Origin of the sequence: Akkermansia sp. AE01SA01, from assembly GCF_036417395.1 — a bacterium.
In the GTDB taxonomy this organism is placed as follows: domain Bacteria; phylum Verrucomicrobiota; class Verrucomicrobiia; order Verrucomicrobiales; family Akkermansiaceae; genus Akkermansia.
Genome location: NZ_CP143890.1, coordinates 411,854 through 432,752, shown reverse-complemented (window position 1 = coordinate 432,752; position 20,899 = coordinate 411,854). Strand labels below are relative to the sequence as shown.

The following is a 20,899-nucleotide window of genomic DNA, read 5'->3' as shown; positions in this document are numbered from 1 at the left end:
GGCCGCCCGGACTACAAGGCTTCCTTCCAGGAAAACAGAAACGCCTTCCACATCCGGGAATACACCCTGCCGCGCGTAATCTTCACCTTTCCGGAAGAGGGAATTTCCCGGTGTTTCAACAAATCCAGCGTATCCAGCCCCAGCCACGCCGGAAGCACCGTGGAAAAACGCAATCGTCCGTTATGCAGGGACTCCGCATAAAACACGCCTTCCTTCAGCCACAGCTCCGCCTTTTCCAGCCACGTTTCCGCATCGTCTCCGGGCAGATAGCTTCTCCCGCGGGAGAAATCCTCCTCCCGGTCGCGGAGAATATTCACCAGCTGCAGCCCCATTCCGTAATGGACTCCCCACCGCAAAAGCACCTCTTCCGGCTGGGTGCTGAACGCATCGCCAAGGACAAGGAGGCCCAGCCTGGTCCAGAACTCGCCCACGCATCCGGCCACCATGTAGGCGTAATGTTCCAATTGTTCCGGACAAATGACGGAGGAATGCTCCACAAAATATTCCAGGTCCCACGCCTGTCCCTCCACAATCGTAGACAGAACGTTCCGCACCAGCATCTGCTCCCGCGGCGGCAGGGCTTCCAGCAGGACCAGACATTCGGGAAAGCGCGCCAGAAGTTCCCCCTCCCCCCGGTGCTTCTGCACGGAAGACAGCACGCCCAGCCGGCCGAAGCAGGTTGCGGCCGCCTCGTGGGAGGCATCCCCTGCCACAGCCGCGCCCATCATCTTCAGCAGGGCCAGCCTCTCCTTCAAATCCATATCCACCGTGTCCGCCACCGTATCCGTGGCGCGCGCCAGCAAATAGCCCACGGCCACGCCGGGCCGCATTTCGCAGGGCAGAAAGCGCATGCTCAGGTAAAAGGACCGGGAAACGGCGGATAAAAGCTGATGGAGGCCCTTCATAACTTTTGCAGGCCCAGCCTGTGCATCTTGTAATGGAGCACCCGCGGAGAAATGCCCAGTTCCCGGGCCGCCGCGGACATGTTGCCCGGGGAGCGCTTCAGCGCGGCCACAATCAATTCCCGTTCAAAGGAATCTACCATCGTAGGCAAATCCGCCTGTTCCTCCCCTCCGCGGGAATTCGGAGCGTCGCTGCTGGGCATCTGGAGGGAGGCGGGCAGATTGTAGCCGTAAATGCAGTCGTCCTGCGCCGTGATGACGGCGCGCTCCACGCAATTCTCCAGCTCCCGGACGTTGCCCGGCCAGTGGTAGGCCATGAGCATGTTGATTGCCGGGGTGGAAAGGCGCGTGATATGCTTGCCGTACTTGAGGTTGAACTTGGAAAGGAAATGCTCCGCAAGCAGCATGATGTCCCCCTTGCGCTGGACCAGGTCCGGCATCACGATGGGGAAAATATTCAGGCGGTAATACAAGTCTTCACGGAATTTGTTTTCCGTCATCAGCTCTTCCAAATTCCGGCTGGTTGCGGCAATGAAGCGCACGTCGGAATGCAGTTCCCGGTTGCTGCCCACGCGGGAAAAAGTCTTCTCCTGCAAAAAGCGCAGTAGCTTCACCTGCATTTGCAGGCTCAAATCCCCGATTTCATCCAGGAAGAGGGTTCCTCCATCCGCGGCCTCCGCGCGGCCAATGCGGCGGCTGGTGGCTCCTGTGAAAGACCCTTTTTCATGCCCGAACAATTCGCTTTCCAGCAGATTCTCCGGCATGGCGGCGCAATTCATCGTAATCAGCGGCTTGTCCTTCCTGGCGCTCAGATTCACCACGGCGCGCGCCACCAGTTCCTTCCCCGTTCCGGAACTGCCGCGGATCAATACCGTGGCGTCGCTGGGGGCCACCTGCCGTATCTGCTCATACACCTGGAGCATGGGGCGGCAATTCCCTATCAGCTCGCCGGGATTGCTCGTCAGCAATTCGCGCAGCTTTTCGTTTTCCGCCATCAGGGCCTCCCTTTCCTCGTGGGCCTGGAGGCATGCCGCCAGGGCATCCCCTACAATGTTCCCCACAATCTGCATCAGCTTCAAGTCCCGCTCCAGATCCGTCTCCGCATCCACGGAACGGTCAATGCTCAAGGTACCGATCACCTGCTGCAAATGAATAATGGGCACGCAGATGAACGCCACCTTTTCCCCGCTTTTGCGGGTGCGTGTGCGGTTCAGGAACCTGCGGTCCCGGGAAATATCCTCGATCACGTGGGGGCGGCCCGTTTCCGCTACATGGCCCGTAATGCCTTCGCCCACGTGGTAGTGGCCACGCTTCATTTCCTGTTCGTCCAGCCCGTGGGAAGCTTCGATCATCAGGTTGTTCCCGTGGCGGATGGTGAAGGTGCCGCGCAGCATCTTCATGCGGCGGTAAAGAATATCAAGGATATGCTGCAACAGAACCGTTCCGTTGCGCTCGTTGACGATTGCAGAACTGATCTCCTGCAACACGATCATTTCCAAATCGGGAGACTTGTTCATGCCATTCATGCAGCCCGTAGCTGTCCGGATATTAACCGGGCGCATGCGTTCAACCAACCTTTTTTCGTGCAACGGGTTTCCCGTGAAAGGGAAAAATAAAATCAATTATCACATTCATTATTGAACATCAACATGGAATAATACCGTCACAAGCATGACAACATAATTACAAAATTGTAATATTGCGCTCCGGCACCACCCCGTGTCAAATAGGTTCCGCCCCGGAAGACTCCCGTTTCATCATTTCCGTAATCACCTGGAACAGGGCCGTACGGTACAGCACGCCATCCAGATGGCCGTCCGCCTGGCACACGACGGCGGCAGCGGACAGATGGTCCTGCTCAAACAGCTTGAGGGCATCCGTCAGGTGTGTATTCCCGTCCAGCACGGGAGCGCCCGGACGGATCAGGTTCCCCGCGGACGGAAGATTCCCGCCAGGACCGGGGTTCCACTTCTTCCGGATACCCGGCACATCGCCCGGATAAATGGTCCCCAGGTAGGTACCGTCCTGCTTCACCACGAAAATCAAATCCCCCGGATTCTTCAGCATCAGGGAGGAAACTTCTTCCAGAGAAGCTTCCGGAAGCACCTGCGGCACCACATGCCGCGCCAGATCATGCACATGAACCTGCGCCATGGGCAGGTTCACCACGGAGGCGGTGCTTCCGGACAGGCTGGCGGCGTACATGGAACGCGCCCGGATCAGTTTGCTGGTTCCGTAGGCGCTCACCACGCCAATCAGCAGCGGGTAAATCATCTGACCGCTCATGGAAAACTCCACCACCATTACCAGCGCCGTCAGCGGGGCCTGGGCCGCCGTGGCAAAAAAGGCAGCCATGCCCACCATGGCATACGCCACAGCGTGATTGCCCTCCATGCCCATGAGATTCATCAGGGTGCTGAAAATAAACCCTACCATGCTCCCGACAAACAGGGTGGGCGTCATCGCCCCGCCCACGGTACCGCAGCCAAACACCACCGCCACGGCGCTCACCTTCACCGCCAGCAGAATCAGCGCCTCCTGCGTCCCGTAATCCTCATGCACCAGTCCCGTAATCAGAGCCTGCCCGTTGCCCACCACTTCCGGGTAAAAGCAGGCCAGAACGCCCACCAGCAGCCCGGCGGCCAGCAGACGCACGGGCAGCAGGGACTGGCGTCCGTTCAAATACTTGTTGGACACATCCAGCAGGGCCACCCAGCCCTTGGCCGCCACGGCGGCCAGCACTCCCAGCGCCACGCACCACAGGGACTGGGAAAACATCGTGAAGCTCTCAAACGGAGAACTGTAAAGGGGCGAGGGATCTCCCAGCAGGTGCAGCATCAGGAAACCGGTGCAGGAGGCAATCAGAAGAGGGGCCAGAATATCCATGCTCACCGTTCCAATGATGATCTCGCTCACGAAGAGGCAGCCGGAAAAAGGAGCGTGGAACGCCGTGGTGAAACCAGCCGCCGCGCCGCACCCCACCAACAGGCGCAGACGGGGAATGGAAACATGGAGCTTCTGTCCCACAGCGGAGGCGATCAGGGCGGAAGACTGGATAATGGGACCTTCCTTGCCGATAGCCGCTCCGGAAGCAATGCTCCATGCGGCGGACAGAACTTTCAGGGAAGAAGCCCTGACCTTGATCAGCCCGTTTCCTATGGCCAGGGCCTCCATGTATTCCATGGCCTGTCCCGGCATTCTTCTCTTTACGAACAAAAGAATGAACCCGGCTACCAGACCACCGATGGCCGGAACGGCAATCCTCCATTCCGGTTCCAGAAGGGAAAAAACGCCCACCCTGGAATCCGACCAAATGCCCGTGAGAAGCCATTGAATAAACTCCACCAGCCATTCAAAGCACATGGACATGCTGGCGCCGACGATCCCTACCAGCACCGCCCACATGAAAGTCACCTGGCTCTCCCCCACCTTCAAGTGATGGAACAAGTTTAAAATCCATCCATACCAGACTGTACCGGGAGGAGCCTGAGGATCGGAGGAAGACGGTTTCATGGGCAGGAAAACAAGACTGTCCCGTTAAGACATGAAATTCCGCCCGGACGTTCGAAGCAGGCGCAGATACCTCCGCGGCCTTATGTTTCCCCGTCCGCCGCATTCCGTACTCTGCGGACAAAAGAAGCCCGGAAAAGAACGACTTGAAAAGACCTCCCCGTCAAATACCTTGCACCGGAAGGGAAACCTGATACACCGGTATTGTCACCCTCTATACGAAAACGGACATGCCTTCTTCCCCCCAGCCGCAAAAACAAGTCTCCACCCGCCTCCGGAGGCTGGCATTCCTGCTGATTGCCTGCACAGTATTCGCCGTACTGGCGCATGATGTGAAACATCCCGCTTCGGCATGGCCCTCGGAACGGGAAGTACTCTCCGGCAGATCCATCTTCGGAAAACCGGGAGACGCGGGTTCTCTGGTCACGGTCAGCCTTCCCTACCCCTTGAGGCCCTCCTGGGCTCCCGATACGGAAATCTTCTCCATTACCTGCCACAGGCTGGTTGCCGGCGCCCTCATCAATATCTTTCAGAAAACGCTGGATCACTACGGTCTGGAACGCATCAGGGAACTGCACCTGGACGTTTACGGCGGCTGCTTCAACAACCGGCCCGTCAGGGGAGGCAGCAGGCCTTCCCTGCACGCCTGGGGAATTGCCGTGGATCTGGACCCTTTGCGCAACGCCATGCACATGCGCGCTCCGGAGGCTGCATTCTCCGGTCCGGAATACGATGAGTTCTGGTCCATTGTGGAAGGGGAGGGAGCATTCTCCCTGGGTCGGGAACTGGGATATGACTGGATGCACATCCAGTTCGTCCGCCCGTAAGGCGCTCTGGGTTGAAAACCCGTAAAAGGCGTCAGAATGTATACTTCAGGTTGATGCCGTAATAAAAATCGTTCCCCAGGCCTTTCTGGCTGATGACAGTCAGCGCCTGGCTGAAATTGGTAAACAGCTCCACCGTCAGCCGGGAAGTGGCCCGGAACGTAAAACTCAAATTGTAATCCAGCGCATTGGAACCGTGATGAACCACCGGTCCCACATACCCGCCGTTATAGCCGTAGCGGATTGTGGCGTCCACACGGACGCAGTCCGCTATCTCTTCATGCAGTCCGGCAAACGCCGCATAATAGCCGCGGAACGTATGATTGTTGTACTGCCAGTACAGATCCGTTCCAGCAAACCAGCGGTCGGAAAAACGATACGTCGTTTTCAGTCCCGGACGCGGAATCCCCTTGTCTCCGGGAAAAACGAAGCTGTGCTCATACCACGGCATGACCGTCCAATTCCCCAGTTCCTTCACGTAATCCAGCCGGTACTTCAGTTCCGCATGGTTCTGGTGGTCCGTGGAAACTCCGTACCATATCTTCCCTACCCACTCCCTGTACTGAATTTCCGGCACGAACGTGCACAGGCTGCCGTCCCAGAGGTCCAGGCCCTCGCACTCGTACTTGCTGGCCCATCCTGTCTGGAAGCGCAGGTATACCCTGTCTTCCGCAGGTTCCGCCAGGGACAGGGGATGAGAACATCCAGTCTTCAAGTAATGCGCCGGATTCAGGCAATTCGTCGTGGACGCCAGGGCGCCGCTCCATGAAAAAACGGCGCAGGCTGCCAGCAACACTCCTGTTCCAGTTCTCGTCTTCATATCATTCCGGTATTGAAAAAGCGTTTCCAGGGCGGCAGGCCCGGACGGGAACCGCACTCCTTCAAGTTATACGTCCATCTTCTTTTCCCCTGCAAGTCAATAATCAGGGAGCCCCTCCCGAAAAGACGGGCACCGGAGGAAAAAAGAGTCATCCATGCGGAGAAATGCCAAAAAGGGAAGCCGTGAAAGATTGCGGACCTCATTCCGGTATGTACCTGTAGATTTTCATGCAAAAACAAATGAAATTAACCCTGCCGGCCTGCATTCTGCTCTTCTGTCTTCCCTCCGTCTTTGCGCAGGAGCAGATCATCCCGAAACCGGCGGAAATCACGCTTCAAAAGGGTTCCTCGGCCATGCTGACCCGGAATTCCGCAATCGTACCCGACGTCCGGGACAAGGCGTTCCTGAACAGGGCCATGCAGCTGCAACAAATATTGAGCGAAGGAACAGAACTTCCCCTTCCTCTGAAAACGCCGCAGGACGCGCCAAAAAACGCCGCCAATATCATCATTAAAAAAGACTCCTCCCTGGCATCGAAAGGAGAGGAAGCCTATTCCATCCAATCCTCCCCCCGTGGAATCATTCTTTCTGCGGCAGATCCGAAAGGCATTTTCTACGCCACCCAAAGCCTGGTCCAGATGATGCCCGTCATTTTCCACGACCGGAATGCGGACAAATCCTCCGTGCAATGGAACATTTCCCGGACGCCGTTCGGAATCGTGGACTATCCCCGCTTCTCCTGGCGTGCGCTGATGATCGACGAGGCCCGCCATTTCTTCGGTGAAAAAGCCATCAAGCAAATCATTGACCAGATGGCCCTGCTGAAAATGAACATTCTGCACTGGCACCTGACAGACGATGCTGGATGGCGCATTGAAATCAAAAAATACCCGCGCCTTACCTCCGTCGGTTCCAAACGCAGGGAAACGGAAACAGGAACGTGGAACAGCGGCAAATCGGACGGTACGCCGCATGAAGGATTTTACACCCAGAAGCAAATCAGGGACATCGTGCAGTATGCGGCCCGGCGCAACATCACCATCGTTCCGGAAATCGAAATGCCGGGGCATGCCAGCGCGGCTGCCGTCGCCTATCCCTTCCTGAGCCTGAAAACTCCCGCGGAAGTGCCCACCACCTTCATCGTCAACACGGCTTTTGACCCAACCTCGGAAAAAACCTATGCCTTCCTGTCCGACGTACTGGACGAAGTCGTCTCCATGTTTCCCGGTAAAATCATCCACATCGGCGGGGATGAAGTGCGCTACGACAAGCAGTGGAAAGGAGTGCCGGAAATTGAGGCGTTCATGAAGAAAAACAAGTTGAAAAGCCTTTCCGACGTCCAGATGCACTTCACCAATCGCATGTCCGGCATCATTGCCAGCAAAGGACGCCGCATGATGGGCTGGAATGAAATCTACGGCCATGACGTCAACGGGGACGGCGGAGGCAAAGCCAGCTCCAAGCTGAACACGAACGCCGTCATCCACTTCTGGAAAGGCAATACAGACCTGGCTAAAAACGCCATCAAAGACGGGCATGAAATCGTCAATTCCCTCCACAGCTCCACTTACCTTGATTACAGCTACGGCAGAATTTCCCTGCAAAAGGCATACGGCTTCGAGCCCATTTTCCCCGGCCTGGAGGAAGAATACCATTCCAGGGTCAAGGGACTGGGGACACAGGTATGGACGGAATGGATTGCCAATCCCGAGCGCCTGCACTACCAGGCATTCCCCCGGACCTGCGCCTTCGCGGAGGTAGGCTGGACACCTTCCGGTAAGAAAGACTTCCGGGACTTTAAAAAACGCTTGAAGGAATATAGCAGGCGCATGGACCTGATGGGCGTCAAGTACGCTGGAGATGCCATCAGCCGAATAGACAAGTCCGACTTTTTCAATACGCCGCACATCGGCACATGGACGCCTGACACCCTGCATGGGCAGGAACACTCATTCGACGTCACCAAACTGGTCAAGACTCCCGGAAAATACACCGTCACCCTGCTGTATGACAAGGGCGCCCACGCCATTGAAATCAAATCCGTGGCCCTGTATGAAGGCGAGAAGGAAATTGCCCGGGACGCTCATGTGGGCAGGAGCGGCTCCAAGCAGGAAAACATCCAGTACATCCTGAACGTTCCGGAAGCCAGGCAGGGGGCTTCCTACACGGTCAAAGCCAGATTCAAGGGCACTGGAGGCAATGACTCACACGGCACAGTTTACCTTGAGGCTCCCTAAAATCCCGTTATCCTTCCGGAACAAAAGCCGACGGAACCTGACGTTCCGCCGGCCTCCCTATTTCAGAATGAACCCTGCTCCTTACTTGCGGCGGCAGACGACGGAGATGAAGTTCATGTACTTCCCTGCCCCGGCCTCCATGGCCCGGCGGTCGCCGACGGCATAGGAATTATCACAGGCAAGCCAGTCCGCCCAGCACTCGTCAAAAGAGTCCATTTCCCGCACGGACAGGAGTTCCACCTCACGGGATTTGGAAAGGAGCTCCGCCCACCAGCCGGCGCTGCGGATGGTTTCCATGTCCTCTTCCGTCCAGGAAAGGGCCATTTCCGGAGGAAGCCCGCCCGTCAGTTCCTTCTTCAATCCGGGCAAAGCCAGGGCAATCAGGCCGCCGCGCTTCACCAGCGGAGCCAGGCGGGAATCCATATACTTCTCGTCGCGTCCGAAGTAGTGGTAGGAATCGATGCTCACCACGGCGTCAAAATACTCTTCCGCAAAAGGCATGTTCCAGGCATCCCCATGCAGAGGAATGATGCGGGAATCCAGTCCAAGCTCCCGGAAACGGAGATAATTCTCCGTGGCCGGAATCCACAAATCCAGGGCAAAAACCTGGACTCCGAACGTATCTGCCAGATACGCGGACGTCAGCCCGCGGCCGCATCCCAGGTCAAGCACGCGCATGGAAGGCTCAAGGGGGATCTGGCAGCTCAACTCCCTGAGAAGAGTGATGGCGTTGGGCCCCATCATGTTCTCCTTCAAATATTGCTGTTCAAGGTATGTTTTCAATGTCTTATTTCCTTTCAAGGTATGTAATGCATTTATATTAGAGGGCGCAAAAGGCCCTTTTCATTCAATCAAATGTTGCCCGGACGGGGCGGCAGGGAAAATCCGGCTTGAGCAAATGGAGCAAGTCGTACCTGGAACGTTCCTGAAGAGAACAGGAAACGCCGGAAAATCAAGGCACGGGTATCTTCAGGGGGCCTTTCCCTGAAAAATACCGCATTCAGCAAACAACAATCTTCATACCTTCGGCGGTATCTATCGGAATTATCCTTCCCCTGTCAACAACGTCCGCCGTCATGGCGTTGTCTTCCACCCTTCCTCTGTCACTCCGGAAAGCCCGACTGAAAAGGCAAAATTTAGCGGATTATGAATTCGGAGTCAATCCGAAAGTCTAAATAAAAACAGGTTAAGAGAACTTTAATTAAATGAAATTTAATAAATAAAAAATAAAAGCGAAAGTGATGATAACTATAATCAATTCATTTTCTTAGTATTCTCCATTTTTCCATATAATCCGAATTCATAATCCGCTACGAACGATTCATTCCGTATTCTGGAGCCGGTTCAATTTCATCCATCCAAATTAACAAAACAATTTATGCAACCTCATTTACCGCATAAACTCGCCGCATGGGTTCTTGCAGCCTCCGTCTTCGGGGCCATGGCCTCCCAGTCTCAGGCCGCCGGAGAAAGCATCAGCATCAACTTCGGCTCCAATGAAGGAACCATCCCGGATTCTTCAACCGCCGGACTTTCCTCCGTTACGGGTTCCAACTGGAATCAGTTCAGCGACGCTTCCCAGTCAACCAGACAGGCCCTGAAAGACAACAACGGAGCCGCCACGGGAGCCGACGTCACCTGGTCCAGCAAAAACATCTGGCAGACCAACGCCGCCCCCACTACCGGGGACGGCCAGTTGCTTAAAGGCTATCTGGACGACGGCAACGGCATCAATATCACGGTCAGCGGCCTCGATTTTCTTACCTACGGTGTCTACATTTACTGCAACACCGACAACGGCACTGACTTTTCCGCCAAAACCGTCAACGGCATCTCCTACACATGGAACGGCTCTTCCACAGTAACCGGCTCCTCGGGCTGGGGCGCCACCGGCACCACGGACCAGCTGATCGAAGGGACAAACGTCCTCTACGTTGATGGACAAACTGCATCCAGTCTCACGATCGGCAGCACGGGCAACAGTTCCGGCACCGGAACGCGCGGATGCATTTCCGGCATCCAAATCGTCAATACCTATGACGGCGCCAAAATTGCCGCCACGCTTGACGGAGGAACTTCCGCCTGGACGGATTCCCTGCTCGGAACGGCCGCCTGGACGGACTCCACGGCCTCTGACGGCACTTATGCCTCCATAGACGTCACCAACGGCCCATCCACGCTCACCATTGCCGGCGGGGAAACCCGCAGCACGGACGCCCTTGTCGTTTCCGGCGGCAATTTGACCATCTCCGGCGGCAGCCTGAATTTGACCGGCCCGGGCATTCTCCGCGTGGCGGAGGGAACAACGCTCACCCTGTCCACTAGCCTGACGGGGAACGCCGCCCTGGACGGAGCAGGCACCGTCATCATGAACGGGACCAATTCCCTGACAAGCCTGTCGGGAGGCGGCAACCTGATGCTGGGCGACAATGCCTCCCTTTCCATCACGGGAGATGCGGTCTCCCGCTATACGGGGTCCCTGACTCTGGGAGAAAACGCTACGATCACGGCATCCAACCCCAACTGGACCTTCGGAGGCGCCCTGACCATGGCCGCCGCCAACTACAATGCCAATGACTCCTGGGCCCACAACGCCTCCTCCCTTACCCTTACCGGCGCCGGGGACGTGGAATACACGTTTGAAGGCGGCACGCTCATCCCCATCACGCATGCGGACAGCACACTGACGGTCCGCAAGACCACGGACAGTACAGGCTCCATTGGTGCCAACCACGTCTCTGACATCGCCCACCTGATGATTGATGCCGGCACGGTCAACCTGACGGAGGAAAACACGAGCTATACATTCCAGACCATCACTATCGGCCAAAATGCAAAGTTGAGCTTGGCGGCTTATGGAACTGTATTCGAGAATACCCCCTCCATCCTGATGAAAAGCGGTTCCATGTTTGAAATGCTTAACAGCAAAAGCTGGAACAACACCCTGGTCAACGCCAACATCACCGTTGACGCCGCAGACTCAGGCATCACGGTCGCAGGCTCTCTGTACGGGGATGGCACCGAGCTGGGAGGCACCATCACGGGAGAAGGAGAAATCCTGTTCACTCACAGTTCGTCAGGCACCAACGGCTACACGGTCTCTTCCGTCATCTCCGACAAGGACGCCGACCACAAACTGAGCGTAAGAGTCAACAAGACGGGGTCTGTCACCCTGTCCGGCAACAATACATACAGCGGCGGCACCACCATCACAGGCGGCACGGTCCAGACCAACTCCGCCACGGCGCTGGGCCAGGGCTCCGTCATCATCAATGGCGGCACGCTGAACGCCAACAGCCAGTCTCTGGCAAACGCCATCACCCTTCAGCAGGGCGCCGTGCAGAACTTCGGCAATGCATCCGCTCCGAAGGACATCTCCGTCAGCCTGACGGGGAACGCAACCATCAACAACTCCACGGTTGTCCTGAACAACGCGGGCAATGCTCCCATGATCACCACCGGGCAGGTCCTGACGATGACGGGAGCCACGACGGCCACGCTGAACAACGCCACTCTGGACATCACCAGCTTCAATACGGCTCTGGTAGATCTCCAGGGCACGTCCACCCTGAGCGTGACCGGAGGACTGACCCTCAATCTGGGCAGCGACCTGGTCTTTGACTCCATCTCCCAGACCATTGACCTCATCACCATGGGCGCGGGAACGTCCTTCACGGACCCTGGAGACTGGGATTCCCTGCTGACCCTTACCCAAAACGGGCAGCAGCTTGTCTGGGACAATGTCACCTTTAACGACGGCAGCCTGACTTTCACCGGTCTTGCCGTGCCGGAACCCGGCACAGCCACGCTGGGCCTTCTGGGGCTGGCATCCTTGCTGATGCGCCGCAAACGCCGCGCCTGACCTTTACCTTGTTCTATTCAAGAGGCATTCCCCGCACGCCGGGGAATGCCTCTTTTTGCAGGTCTTTCCCGCATCAAAAAACGCATTCCCTATCTTCCCTATCCTCCCGCCCCCTCCGCGGACCCACGCCATGCACCCAAGAAATAAACGCGTCCGGCAGGGAGCATGAACATGCCATGCCCCGCAGCCGGACGGAAAGAAGGCGGAAAGTTAAAATTCCACCAGCAATTTTTCAAGATACTGGAAGAAGATGCTTCCATCCTCTCCGCTGATGCCGCGGTCCCCTTCCGCATCAATGTCCGTATTGGTAAAGCGCGCTATCACGTGTACCCAGGTATAAATGATGCCCCATTCTCCGTAATGTTTGGGATCGAATACGACACGGTGCTCGTAATTCTGCTCAAAATAGATGGTTCCTCCGTCATCGGGATCGGAAATCGGACCGCAATACTTGACGATGATGTAATAGATACCCTTGTAATACCACTCCTCCTTCGTCTTGGGCTTCTTGGAAAGGGTGGTGCTCATCTTGAACTTCACGGGGGTGATGTCGTATGCCGTACTATCCACGTCATGGCGCCTGATACCCGCTTGCGGAAGAGGGACTTTATTCACGATGGAAACGCCCGTGTAATCAAGGTATTTGCCATACCACGAAGTTTTTGGCGGAGCCAGCTCCGCGTTCAGCAGGCATGTCCCCGACAAGATCAGCATTAGTATACATGCAATTTTATTCATCGTTCTCTTCTTGATTTTTGTTGTTTCAACAATTCCTGTTTCAGGTATTCCTTCATCTCTTGGACGGATTTTTCAGGAAGGGTTTTGGCATCGTCCCGGTATTGCCTCCAGTCGATGCGCAGTCTCGCCATGAGCATGACCTCCTGGAGCGAGAAGGGAATGGTTCCCGGTGCATTCGGCATAAATTCCCTGGACCGGTTGCACGGATAGTAAATCTGGCTCTGGTGCCATGAGCGCTTCATCGTCTCGTCAAATGACTTCCGCACCTGTTCGTCGCTGATCCTGGCCTCCCACTGCAGGCCGTCCACCGTGTATTTATCCTGTTCCTCCTGCCGGGAAGCCTCCCGCCACAGGGCAAGAAGATACCTGTTCTGCAGACTGCACCCTTCCGGAGTCAGGTACTTGCGATCATACTGCAACTCATACAGCGGCTTGAACAGGGCCTTGTGCTTTTCCCCCGGAATGGATGAGTTGACTTTCCCCGGAGTAGGAATGATGCCGGCAAATTCTCCGGGCACATAATAGGGCAGTTCTTCCGGTTGCCGCGTTTCCCACGGAATTTTTTCACTCACAAACACTCCGTTCAAGATAGTATTGAACGATCCGTTCCTGCGGACATGGAACAGATACAGGCCACCCCGCCTGCACATGAACCGCTCGTAAACGCCGGACCCGGCAAAGCGTGAAACGCGCGCGCGCGCCTCCACAGGAAAGGACTGCCACTGCTCCATGGACTTGGCAAGCGCCAGCCCATTTTTGCTCTTCCTCCCTATTTCAATATCTCCTATATTGTTGAACTGAAACTGGATGAAGGAGGTGGTTGGGTGCCGCCTGGCTTCAATCAGGTAATCCCGCCTGGACTCGTTCCGAAGGTAGCCGTTGGGATTATAAAAATACAGGGCTATTTCATGAACCCCTTCCGGCACTTCCACAGCCACCCAGATATCCGGCCCGTCTACATAATGCGGATACACTTCTCCGTGGTCGTCCCATTCCGCTTCAGTCCGGACGGAATCGGTCGGATCAAAAAGAACATTCCGGTTCCCGTCGTCCTTCACCTTCTCCACCCACCACCGCAGCGCATCGTTCTTGTTGCGGTTCAGGCCCATGATTCCCTGAATCCAATAGGTAGACACCGCTCCGGTAACGCCTGGAAATCCCGGAACCGACGTCAGCGTGCGGAAGGGAACCGTCTTGGCCATGAACTCGGAATTGCTCATGGGGGCATTCGTGGCGCACAGCGTGGCGCGCGTCATTCCATACTTGCCGCCCCAGTCACCCTTGGTGGACCAGTCCTCTCCCTTGAAAACAATACTTTTCCCCTTGTCGCCGCGGCGTCCCAGATCCTCCAGGCTTTTCAACACTTTTGCGGACTCTTCCATCCGCGCCTCCGCGGGAAAGCCGGGCTCCTTTTCCCGCTCCGGCGCATCCAGGTTGTAGGATGAGGCGCCCGCCTGCACCATAACCAGACCGCCCCCATAGGTCCCCGCCAGCACGCTGCCGTCCCCCAGGACCAGCAAATCGGAAATATGGGTCCCTTCCAGTCCTTTCCGCAGTCTCTTTCTAACCTTCATCGTATCGGCATCCAGCACATCCACCCCCTGTGTCCGGAAACCGACGAAGATTTCCTTTCCGTTTCCGGCAAGGGCCGACACAAAGTCCTCCGACAACAGGCGCGTATCTCCCTGGGGAGGAATGGCGGTCTTTCTTGCAGCGGCTCCATACAGGCTGTTGTTCTTGCGGGCATAATCCCTGCCGCGCACAAAATTCCAGGAACTGATGCCGTTGCTGAATGCCAGCCCGGCGCAGGTTCCCGCTAGTATCCGGTCCTTATCCATGCATTCCAGAACATTGCAGGCATTGGAAGGCAGCCCTTCACCAAGCGGCTGATACGGCTGGCGGACAAACTGGTTCTTGTCCCAGAACCATGGAGCCTGCACCGTCTTCCACTGGGAATATCCGGATTTGCGGGAAGCACAGGCTACACCCCCAAAACCGTACGCCAGCCACAAATTCCCCCTGGAGTCAAAACGGGCGGAAGCCGCCTGGTCTTCCGTCATTCCGGTGGAGCGGTCCAGCATTTGCCACGAATCGCCCGCAGGATTGTATAAGGCCACGCCTCCGGAAGTGGCCACAGCCACTTCTCCGGAAATCGGGGATACGGCAATGTCATACACATGTTCCCCATTCAGGGCGTTGCTGCGGTCATACATTTTCCATCCCTGCCCGTTGAAAACGGCCACGCCGCAATCGTCCGTCCCCACCCAGATCCGGCCCTGCCGGTCTTCCGCAATGCAGGTAAAATTGGCCTTCTGCGGAAAGCTGGAAGAATAATTCACATTCACCCATGACTTTTCATAGGCCCCGTTCTTGACATCCAGGCGGTAGATGCTTTCGCGCTCCCCCACCGCCCAAATGGCTCCTTGGCTGTCCGCCAATATTCCCCGGATGAACTTGACCGGACATTCGGGTAATTTTTCCGGTACATTGACAGAGGCGGCCTGCACATGCATTCCAAAAAAAGAAAAAACAACTGCCGCCATTCCGATAAAACGAATAATGCTCAATAACATACATTAAGTTTATTATGATTTCTAATGATATAAGGTATTTTTCATTAAGACGAATAATATTCAACTTATTTCCAAACAAATACAGCAATTTATCCCTATCTAAAAATATAATAAATTTACTGTCTGTCAGTTCCGATAAGCTATACGAAAAATCCTTCATGTCCAGATCGAAGTGCACGAACCCCATCAATACCGTGAACGGCATCAGAATTGCCTCTTCCATTTCCCCATCATTTCTTTACTTATTCTCATTATTTTATAAAAAATATATAAATCATTATTTTTCATTATTAATTCCACATCTCGAAAGAATAGCTTTATATATATTATATAATACTAATAATCAACAAATTATAAAACTCATCAAATAATCATTCCCCACCTTTCCGCCTACTCAAAAACTGATATTTCCAAGAAAAATCTACCTATTTCTGAGATGAAATAAATTCCTCCAACACCTTCCACGTACCGATTCCATGCTAAACCTCACGTTTTCTTCACTTTTCCCAAGCAGCCGGAACCGCGCTCCCTTCCCCATTCGCCCCGCCGTGAATTCTTCCCTTTCGAAGGATGGCGGCCAGCCGCCGCAACAATTTCGGGAAGGGGGATCAATATAATTTAGGGGCCTCCGCACCCGCGGAGGCCCCAGCTTACCCAAACAACAGAAAATTGCTGCATGCATTCTTTCAGGAATGCATGGCCAGAGCATGCCGGTATTCCACCGGGAAGACCTTGATGAATTTGCCGCGTTCCTCCGGCCAGTTGTTTAACAGGTCGCAGGCCCGGCGGCTTTTCGTAGCCATGTAGTGCTCGTAAATGAGCTGGAGCAGTTCCGCCTCGTCGGCGGAGTGCGGCAGGACCGTTTCCAGGTCCACGCTGCCCAGGTTGCATTTCTGATCGAAGTCGTTGTCCGCATCATACACGTAGGCCAGGCCACCGGTCATTCCCGCGGCGAAGTTGACGCCCACCTTGCCGAGCACCGCCACACGGCCTCCGGTCATGTATTCGCAGCCGTGGTCGCCGATGCCTTCCACCACCATCTTGGCTCCGCTGTTGCGGATGGCGAAACGCTCCCCGGCCTGCCCGTGCAGGAAGATGCTGCCGGACGTGGCCCCATAGCCGATGACGTTGCCGGCAATGACGTTGTCCGACGGAGCGTAGGAGATGTTTTCCGGAGGCCTCACGATGATTTTGCCCCCGGAAAGCCCCTTCCCTACGAAGTCGTTCGCCTCCCCGGCGAGTTCAAAGGTAATGCCCGGCGCAAGAAAGGCCCCGAAACTCTGCCCCGCGCATCCGGTGAAGTGCACCGTGAGCGTATCCTCCGCCAGGCCGCGCGGGCCGAATTTCATCACCAGCTCTCCGGATAGCTCCGTGCCCACCGTCCGGTCCACATTGCGGACGTCGCGGAAGAGTTCTGTCTTTTCACCTTTTTCCAGCAGGCCCTTCAAGTCCGGGAGCAGGCGGTTCCGGTCGTAGTTGTCCAGAGGTTCCTTTTCAAAGGAGGGGTCAAACCTGCGTCCGTCCCCCTCCGCCGCATGCAGAATGGAGGAGAAGTCCAGATGCTGAGCCTTGTAGAAGTCAATGGCGCGGTTCACGGAGAGCAGGTCCGCCCTGCCGACGGCTTCGTCCAGGGAGCGGAGGCCCAGGGAAGCCAGGATTTCCCGCGTTTCCTGCGCCACGAAGCGAAGGTAGTTGATGACGTATTCCGGCTTGCCGCTGAACTTGGCTCTCAGGGCCGGGTCCTGCGTGGCGACGCCCACCGGGCACGTGTTTTCATGGCACCTGCGGAGCATGGCGCAGCCGATGGCGACCAGAACGGCAGTGCCGAAGCCGAACTCCTCCGCTCCCAGCAGGGCCGCCATGACGACGTCCCTCCCGGTGCGCAGCTGGCCGTCCACCTGGAGCCGCACGCGGGAGCGGAGCTTGTTGAGTACAAGCGTCTGCTGTGTTTCCGCCAGTCCCAGTTCCCACGGCAGTCCGGCGTGCTTGACGCTGGTGAGCGGGGAAGCGCCCGTACCGCCGTCGTGGCCGCTGACCACAACCACGTCCGCGTGGGCCTTCACCACTCCGGCGGCCACGGCGCCGATGCCTACCTCGGAGACGAGCTTGACAGAGACGCGGGCGTCTGGGTTGGAGTTCCGCAGGTCGTAGATCAATTGGGCCAGGTCTTCAATGGAGTAAATGTCATGGTGCGGCGGGGGAGAGATGAGGCTGACATTCGGCATGGAATGGCGCAGCCGGGCGATGTACGGGTCCACCTTGTGCGCCGGGAGCTGGCCGCCCTCTCCGGGCTTGGCGCCCTGGGCCATCTTGATCTGGAGCTCGGAGGCGTGGCGCAGATAGTTGATGGTCACGCCGAAGCGTCCGCTCGCCACCTGCTTGATCGCGCTGTAGCGCACCTCGCCCCTGGCGTTGGGTTTGTAGCGGGCTTCATCCTCGCCCCCTTCCCCGGAGTTGCTTTTGGCTCCGATTTTATTCATCGCAATGGCGATGGTTTCATGGGCCTCCGGACTGAGGGAACCCAGGGACATGGCCCCGGAGACGAAGCGGCGCAGGATGGAATCCGCGCTTTCCACTTCCTCCAGCGGGACGGCGTCCGCGGGAGCGAATTCAAACAGGCCGCGCAGGGTGCAGAGGTGCTGCGCCTGGTGGTTGCTGTAGTCCGCAAATTCCCGGTATTTCCGTTCGTCATTGTCGCGAACGGCGGCGCGGAAGGCCTGGAGCGTCTGCGGGTTCCAGAGGTGGTTTTCTCCGCCCTTCCTGTACTTGTACTGGCCGCCCGCATCCAGGCAGCCTTCCTTCCCGGCGTTTTGCGCGGCGCGCTGGTTGCATTCCGCAGCTATTTCCTCCAGCCCGATGCCGCCCACGCGGCTGACGGTGCCGGGGAAGAATTCGTCAATCAGTTCCCGGTTCAGCCCCACAGCCTCGAACAATTGGGAGGAGCGGTAGCTGCGCAAGGTGGAAATGCCCATCTTGGACATGATTTTAAGCAGCCCCTTGTCAATGGCGTTGATGTAGTTGCCGGAGGCCTTCACCACGTCCAGCGGGCAGTCCTGAGGCGCGGCCAGGGAGGTGACCGTCGCCAGAGCCAGGTACGGATTGACCGCCGTGGCCCCGAAACCCAGCAACAGGGCGAAGTGCATCGTTTCCCGCGCCTCCCCCGTTTCCAGGATCAGGCCCACGTCGGAACGCAGTCCGGCGGCCGCCAGGGCGCGGTGCACCACGGAGCAGGCCAGCAGGCTGGGAACGGGAAGGTAGCCGCGGCCTATGTTGCGGTCCGTCAGCACCAGGATGCGCACGCCAGACCTGACCAGCCCCACGGCGGATTCCGCCAGGCTGTCCAGCGTCTCCCGCAGAGCCTTTCCGTCCCCGCCTTCCGGGAACTGGAGGGGGAGCCTGGCGGAGGGGAAGCCGGCTTCCCGGATGTTGCAGAGGCGGTTGAGCTCCTCGTCCGTAATGACGGGGCGCGCCATCTTGATGAGCCGGGCGTGCTCCGGCGTTTCCTCCAGAATGTTGGGATGGTTGCCGATGTACGTGGTCAGACTCATGACGAGTTCCTCCCGGATGGGGTCGATGGGCGGGTTGGTCACCTGCGCGAACAATTGCTTGAAGTAGTTGAACAGGAGCGGCGCCTTTCCGGAGAGGACGGCCAGCGGCGCGTCGTTCCCCATGGAGCCGAGGGGTTCCGTGCCCTTCATCATCATCGGGCGGAGGATGAGTTCTACATCCTCCTGCGTGAAGCCAAACTGGCGCTGATGAACCGCCAGGTCCGGCATTTCCGCGGAGGCGGAAACAGAGTCGAACAGGGAGCGGACGGAAATCTTGTTTTGTTCCACCCAGCGGCGGTAGGGCATGCGCCGGGCCATTTCATTCTTGGTTTCCGCATCGGACACCAGACGGTGATTCACCAGGTCGCAGTAGATCATCTCTCCGGGGCGCAGGCGGCCCTTGCGGGCCACTTTTTCCGCGGGAATGTCCGCTACGCCCGTTTCCGAGGCCAGGATGAAAATATCGTCCGTGGTCAGCGTGTAGCGGGCGGGGCGCAGGCCGTTGCGGTCCAGCATGGCGCCCGCGTTGACGCCGTCGGAGAAGACGACGGCGGTCGGGCCGTCCCACGGCTCCATCAGGGCGGAATGGTATTCAAAGAAGCCGCGCACGTCCGGTCCCAGATGGTAGTTGACGCCCCAGGCCTGCGGCATGAGCATGAGCATGGCGTGGCGCAGGTCGCGCCCGGCGGCGGCGAGCAGTTCCACCATGTTGTCCAGGCAGGCGGAATCGCTCTGTCCGGGAGGAATGAGGGGCAGGAGCTTCTGCAAGTCATCCCCCAGCAGGGCGGAGGACAGGTGCGGTTCCCGCACGCTCAGGTGGTTCAGGTTTCCGCGCAGGGTGTTGATTTCCCCGTTGTGGGCCAGGTACCGGAAGGGATGGGCCAGGCTCCACGTGGGGAAGGTGTTCGTGCTGTAGCGCTGGTGGACGAGGGCCAGCGGAGATTTGAAACGCTCATGGCGCAGGTCTTCGTAAAATCCGTCAATTTGCGTGCCGAGGAACAATCCCTTGTACACGATGCTGCGGCTGGAACAACTGCACACGTAGCATCCTTCCACGCGCCGCTCCATTTCCCGGCGCATCACGAAGAGCTTGCGTTCCAGTGCCGCCTGGTCCGCAAAGCCGCTGCCGTCGATGAAGAGCTGGCGAATCAGGGGGCAGGTGCGCCGGGCGTTCTCGCCGATGCTGTTCCGGTCCACGGGAACCTCTCTCCAGGCAATCACCCTGCCGCCGTTTTCCGTGACGGCGGCCTCCAGTTCCTCTTCATGGCCGCAGCCGCCGAACATCATGGCGACTCCGTATTTTCCTCTGGCGGGGAGTTTGTTGGGAAGGAGCAGGCGGAAGAATTCATCCGGCAGGGCCAGCAGAATGCCCGCTCCGTCCCCGGTATCGGGATCGCTTCCCACGGCACCACGGTGCATCAGCCTCTTGAGAACGGTGACACCCATTTCAATGATTTTGTGGCTCGGTTCATTCTTCAGGTCCGCCACCAGCCCCACGCCGCAGGCGTCCCTCTCCTGTTCAAAGTCATACAATCCCTGCGGCGCAGGAATGCCTGTCTCGAATTGATCACTATTCATCAGTTTGCTGTTTTATTTGAGTTAAGCTGATTTCCTTATAGCAAAAACCGTGCCAACATTATGCACTCCTTCCACCCTCCCTGTTTTTCGAACGCCGCCGCCCCGGTTTTATATGATTTGACAGGCCTTCCGGCACGGCAGAGGCCCCATGGCGGCAAAGGGACTTCCCTCTCCCAAGCAGATATTTTTACATTTTCGTAATTACCCCTTTACCGTGATTTTACATTTTTGTAATCAATGCTTTCACCTTTTTCATCCCTCTTCTTTCCACGGCTTCCTTTCACAATTTATATAATATATTTATAGT

Annotated in this window: 11 protein-coding genes; 3 read left to right on the top strand and 8 right to left on the bottom strand. The window is 57.0% G+C overall.

Annotated elements, in window-relative coordinates:
- Positions 1 to 11 precede the first annotated feature (11 nt).
- From V3C19_RS01705 to V3C19_RS01695, 3 genes are all read right to left on the bottom strand, one after another.
- The gene (locus tag V3C19_RS01705; RefSeq protein ID WP_295933119.1) at positions 12 to 905 is read right to left on the bottom strand and encodes a squalene/phytoene synthase family protein; all 894 of its coding nucleotides are present in this window, start codon (positions 903 to 905) and stop codon (positions 12 to 14) included.
- Positions 902 to 2,419 (bottom strand): sigma 54-interacting transcriptional regulator, encoded by a 1,518-nt coding sequence (locus V3C19_RS01700; protein ID WP_238623802.1) that lies wholly within the window; start codon positions 2,417 to 2,419, stop codon positions 902 to 904. Before V3C19_RS01700 ends, V3C19_RS01705 begins: the two co-directional genes overlap by 4 nt.
- 205 nt (positions 2,420 to 2,624) lie before the next feature.
- Positions 2,625 to 4,415: a chloride channel protein gene (locus tag V3C19_RS01695; protein ID WP_130083579.1), complete on the bottom strand. Its 1,791-nt coding sequence runs from the start codon at positions 4,413 to 4,415 to the stop codon at positions 2,625 to 2,627.
- Positions 4,416 to 4,642: 227 nt separating this feature from the next.
- Between V3C19_RS01695 and V3C19_RS01690 the strand changes: the two genes are divergently transcribed.
- A complete protein-coding gene (locus V3C19_RS01690) occupies positions 4,643 to 5,239 on the top strand; it encodes a hypothetical protein (protein WP_130083580.1) in 597 nt (198 codons plus the stop codon).
- 31 nt (positions 5,240 to 5,270) lie between these two features.
- Here V3C19_RS01690 and V3C19_RS01685 read toward each other — a convergent pair whose 3' ends face one another.
- Positions 5,271 to 6,056: a hypothetical protein gene (locus V3C19_RS01685; protein WP_130083581.1), complete on the bottom strand. Its 786-nt coding sequence runs from the start codon at positions 6,054 to 6,056 to the stop codon at positions 5,271 to 5,273.
- A gap of 239 nt (positions 6,057 to 6,295) precedes the next feature.
- Here V3C19_RS01685 and V3C19_RS01680 point away from each other — a divergent pair, with 239 nt between their 5' ends.
- Positions 6,296 to 8,293, top strand: coding sequence for a beta-N-acetylhexosaminidase (locus V3C19_RS01680; RefSeq protein WP_330937130.1), 1,998 nt, complete (start codon positions 6,296 to 6,298; stop codon positions 8,291 to 8,293).
- Positions 8,294 to 8,374: 81 nt separating this feature from the next.
- Here the strand turns inward: V3C19_RS01680 and V3C19_RS01675 are convergent, their stop codons facing one another.
- A complete protein-coding gene (locus V3C19_RS01675; RefSeq protein ID WP_295875178.1) occupies positions 8,375 to 9,076 on the bottom strand; it encodes a methyltransferase domain-containing protein in 702 nt (233 codons plus the stop codon).
- A gap of 595 nt (positions 9,077 to 9,671) precedes the next feature.
- Between V3C19_RS01675 and V3C19_RS01670 the strand changes: the two genes are divergently transcribed.
- Positions 9,672 to 12,155, top strand: a complete 2,484-nt coding sequence (locus V3C19_RS01670) for a PEP-CTERM sorting domain-containing protein (RefSeq protein WP_295875179.1) — start codon at positions 9,672 to 9,674, stop codon at positions 12,153 to 12,155.
- A gap of 210 nt (positions 12,156 to 12,365) precedes the next feature.
- Here the strand turns inward: V3C19_RS01670 and V3C19_RS01665 are convergent, their stop codons facing one another.
- From V3C19_RS01665 to gltB, 3 genes are all read right to left on the bottom strand, one after another.
- Positions 12,366 to 12,869, bottom strand: coding sequence for a hypothetical protein (locus V3C19_RS01665; protein WP_130083584.1), 504 nt, complete (start codon positions 12,867 to 12,869; stop codon positions 12,366 to 12,368).
- A gap of 20 nt (positions 12,870 to 12,889) precedes the next feature.
- On the bottom strand, positions 12,890 to 15,400 hold the full coding sequence (locus V3C19_RS01660) for a two-component regulator propeller domain-containing protein (protein WP_302388910.1): 2,511 nt from the start codon (positions 15,398 to 15,400) through the stop codon (positions 12,890 to 12,892).
- A 752-nt stretch (positions 15,401 to 16,152) separates the two neighbouring features.
- On the bottom strand, positions 16,153 to 20,592 hold the full coding sequence (gene gltB / locus V3C19_RS01655) for a glutamate synthase large subunit (protein ID WP_130083592.1): 4,440 nt from the start codon (positions 20,590 to 20,592) through the stop codon (positions 16,153 to 16,155).
- Positions 20,593 to 20,899: the final 307 nt, after the last annotated feature.

What these genes read in the sequence shown, in the direction of transcription:
- V3C19_RS01705 (WP_295933119.1), bottom strand. Translation starts at nt 905, where the DNA reads ATGAAGGGCCTCCATCAGCTTTTATCCGCCGTTTCCCGGTCCTTTTAC.
- V3C19_RS01700 (WP_238623802.1), bottom strand. Translation starts at nt 2,419, where the DNA reads ATGAACAAGTCTCCCGATTTGGAAATGATCGTGTTGCAGGAGATCAGT.
- V3C19_RS01695 (WP_130083579.1), bottom strand. Translation starts at nt 4,415, where the DNA reads ATGAAACCGTCTTCCTCCGATCCTCAGGCTCCTCCCGGTACAGTCTGG.
- V3C19_RS01690 (WP_130083580.1), top strand. Translation starts at nt 4,643, where the DNA reads ATGCCTTCTTCCCCCCAGCCGCAAAAACAAGTCTCCACCCGCCTCCGG.
- V3C19_RS01685 (WP_130083581.1), bottom strand. Translation starts at nt 6,056, where the DNA reads ATGAAGACGAGAACTGGAACAGGAGTGTTGCTGGCAGCCTGCGCCGTT.
- V3C19_RS01680 (WP_330937130.1), top strand. Translation starts at nt 6,296, where the DNA reads ATGAAATTAACCCTGCCGGCCTGCATTCTGCTCTTCTGTCTTCCCTCC.
- V3C19_RS01670 (WP_295875179.1), top strand. Translation starts at nt 9,672, where the DNA reads ATGCAACCTCATTTACCGCATAAACTCGCCGCATGGGTTCTTGCAGCC.
- V3C19_RS01665 (WP_130083584.1), bottom strand. Translation starts at nt 12,869, where the DNA reads ATGCTGATCTTGTCGGGGACATGCCTGCTGAACGCGGAGCTGGCTCCG.
- gltB (WP_130083592.1), bottom strand. Translation starts at nt 20,592, where the DNA reads ATGAATAGTGATCAATTCGAGACAGGCATTCCTGCGCCGCAGGGATTG.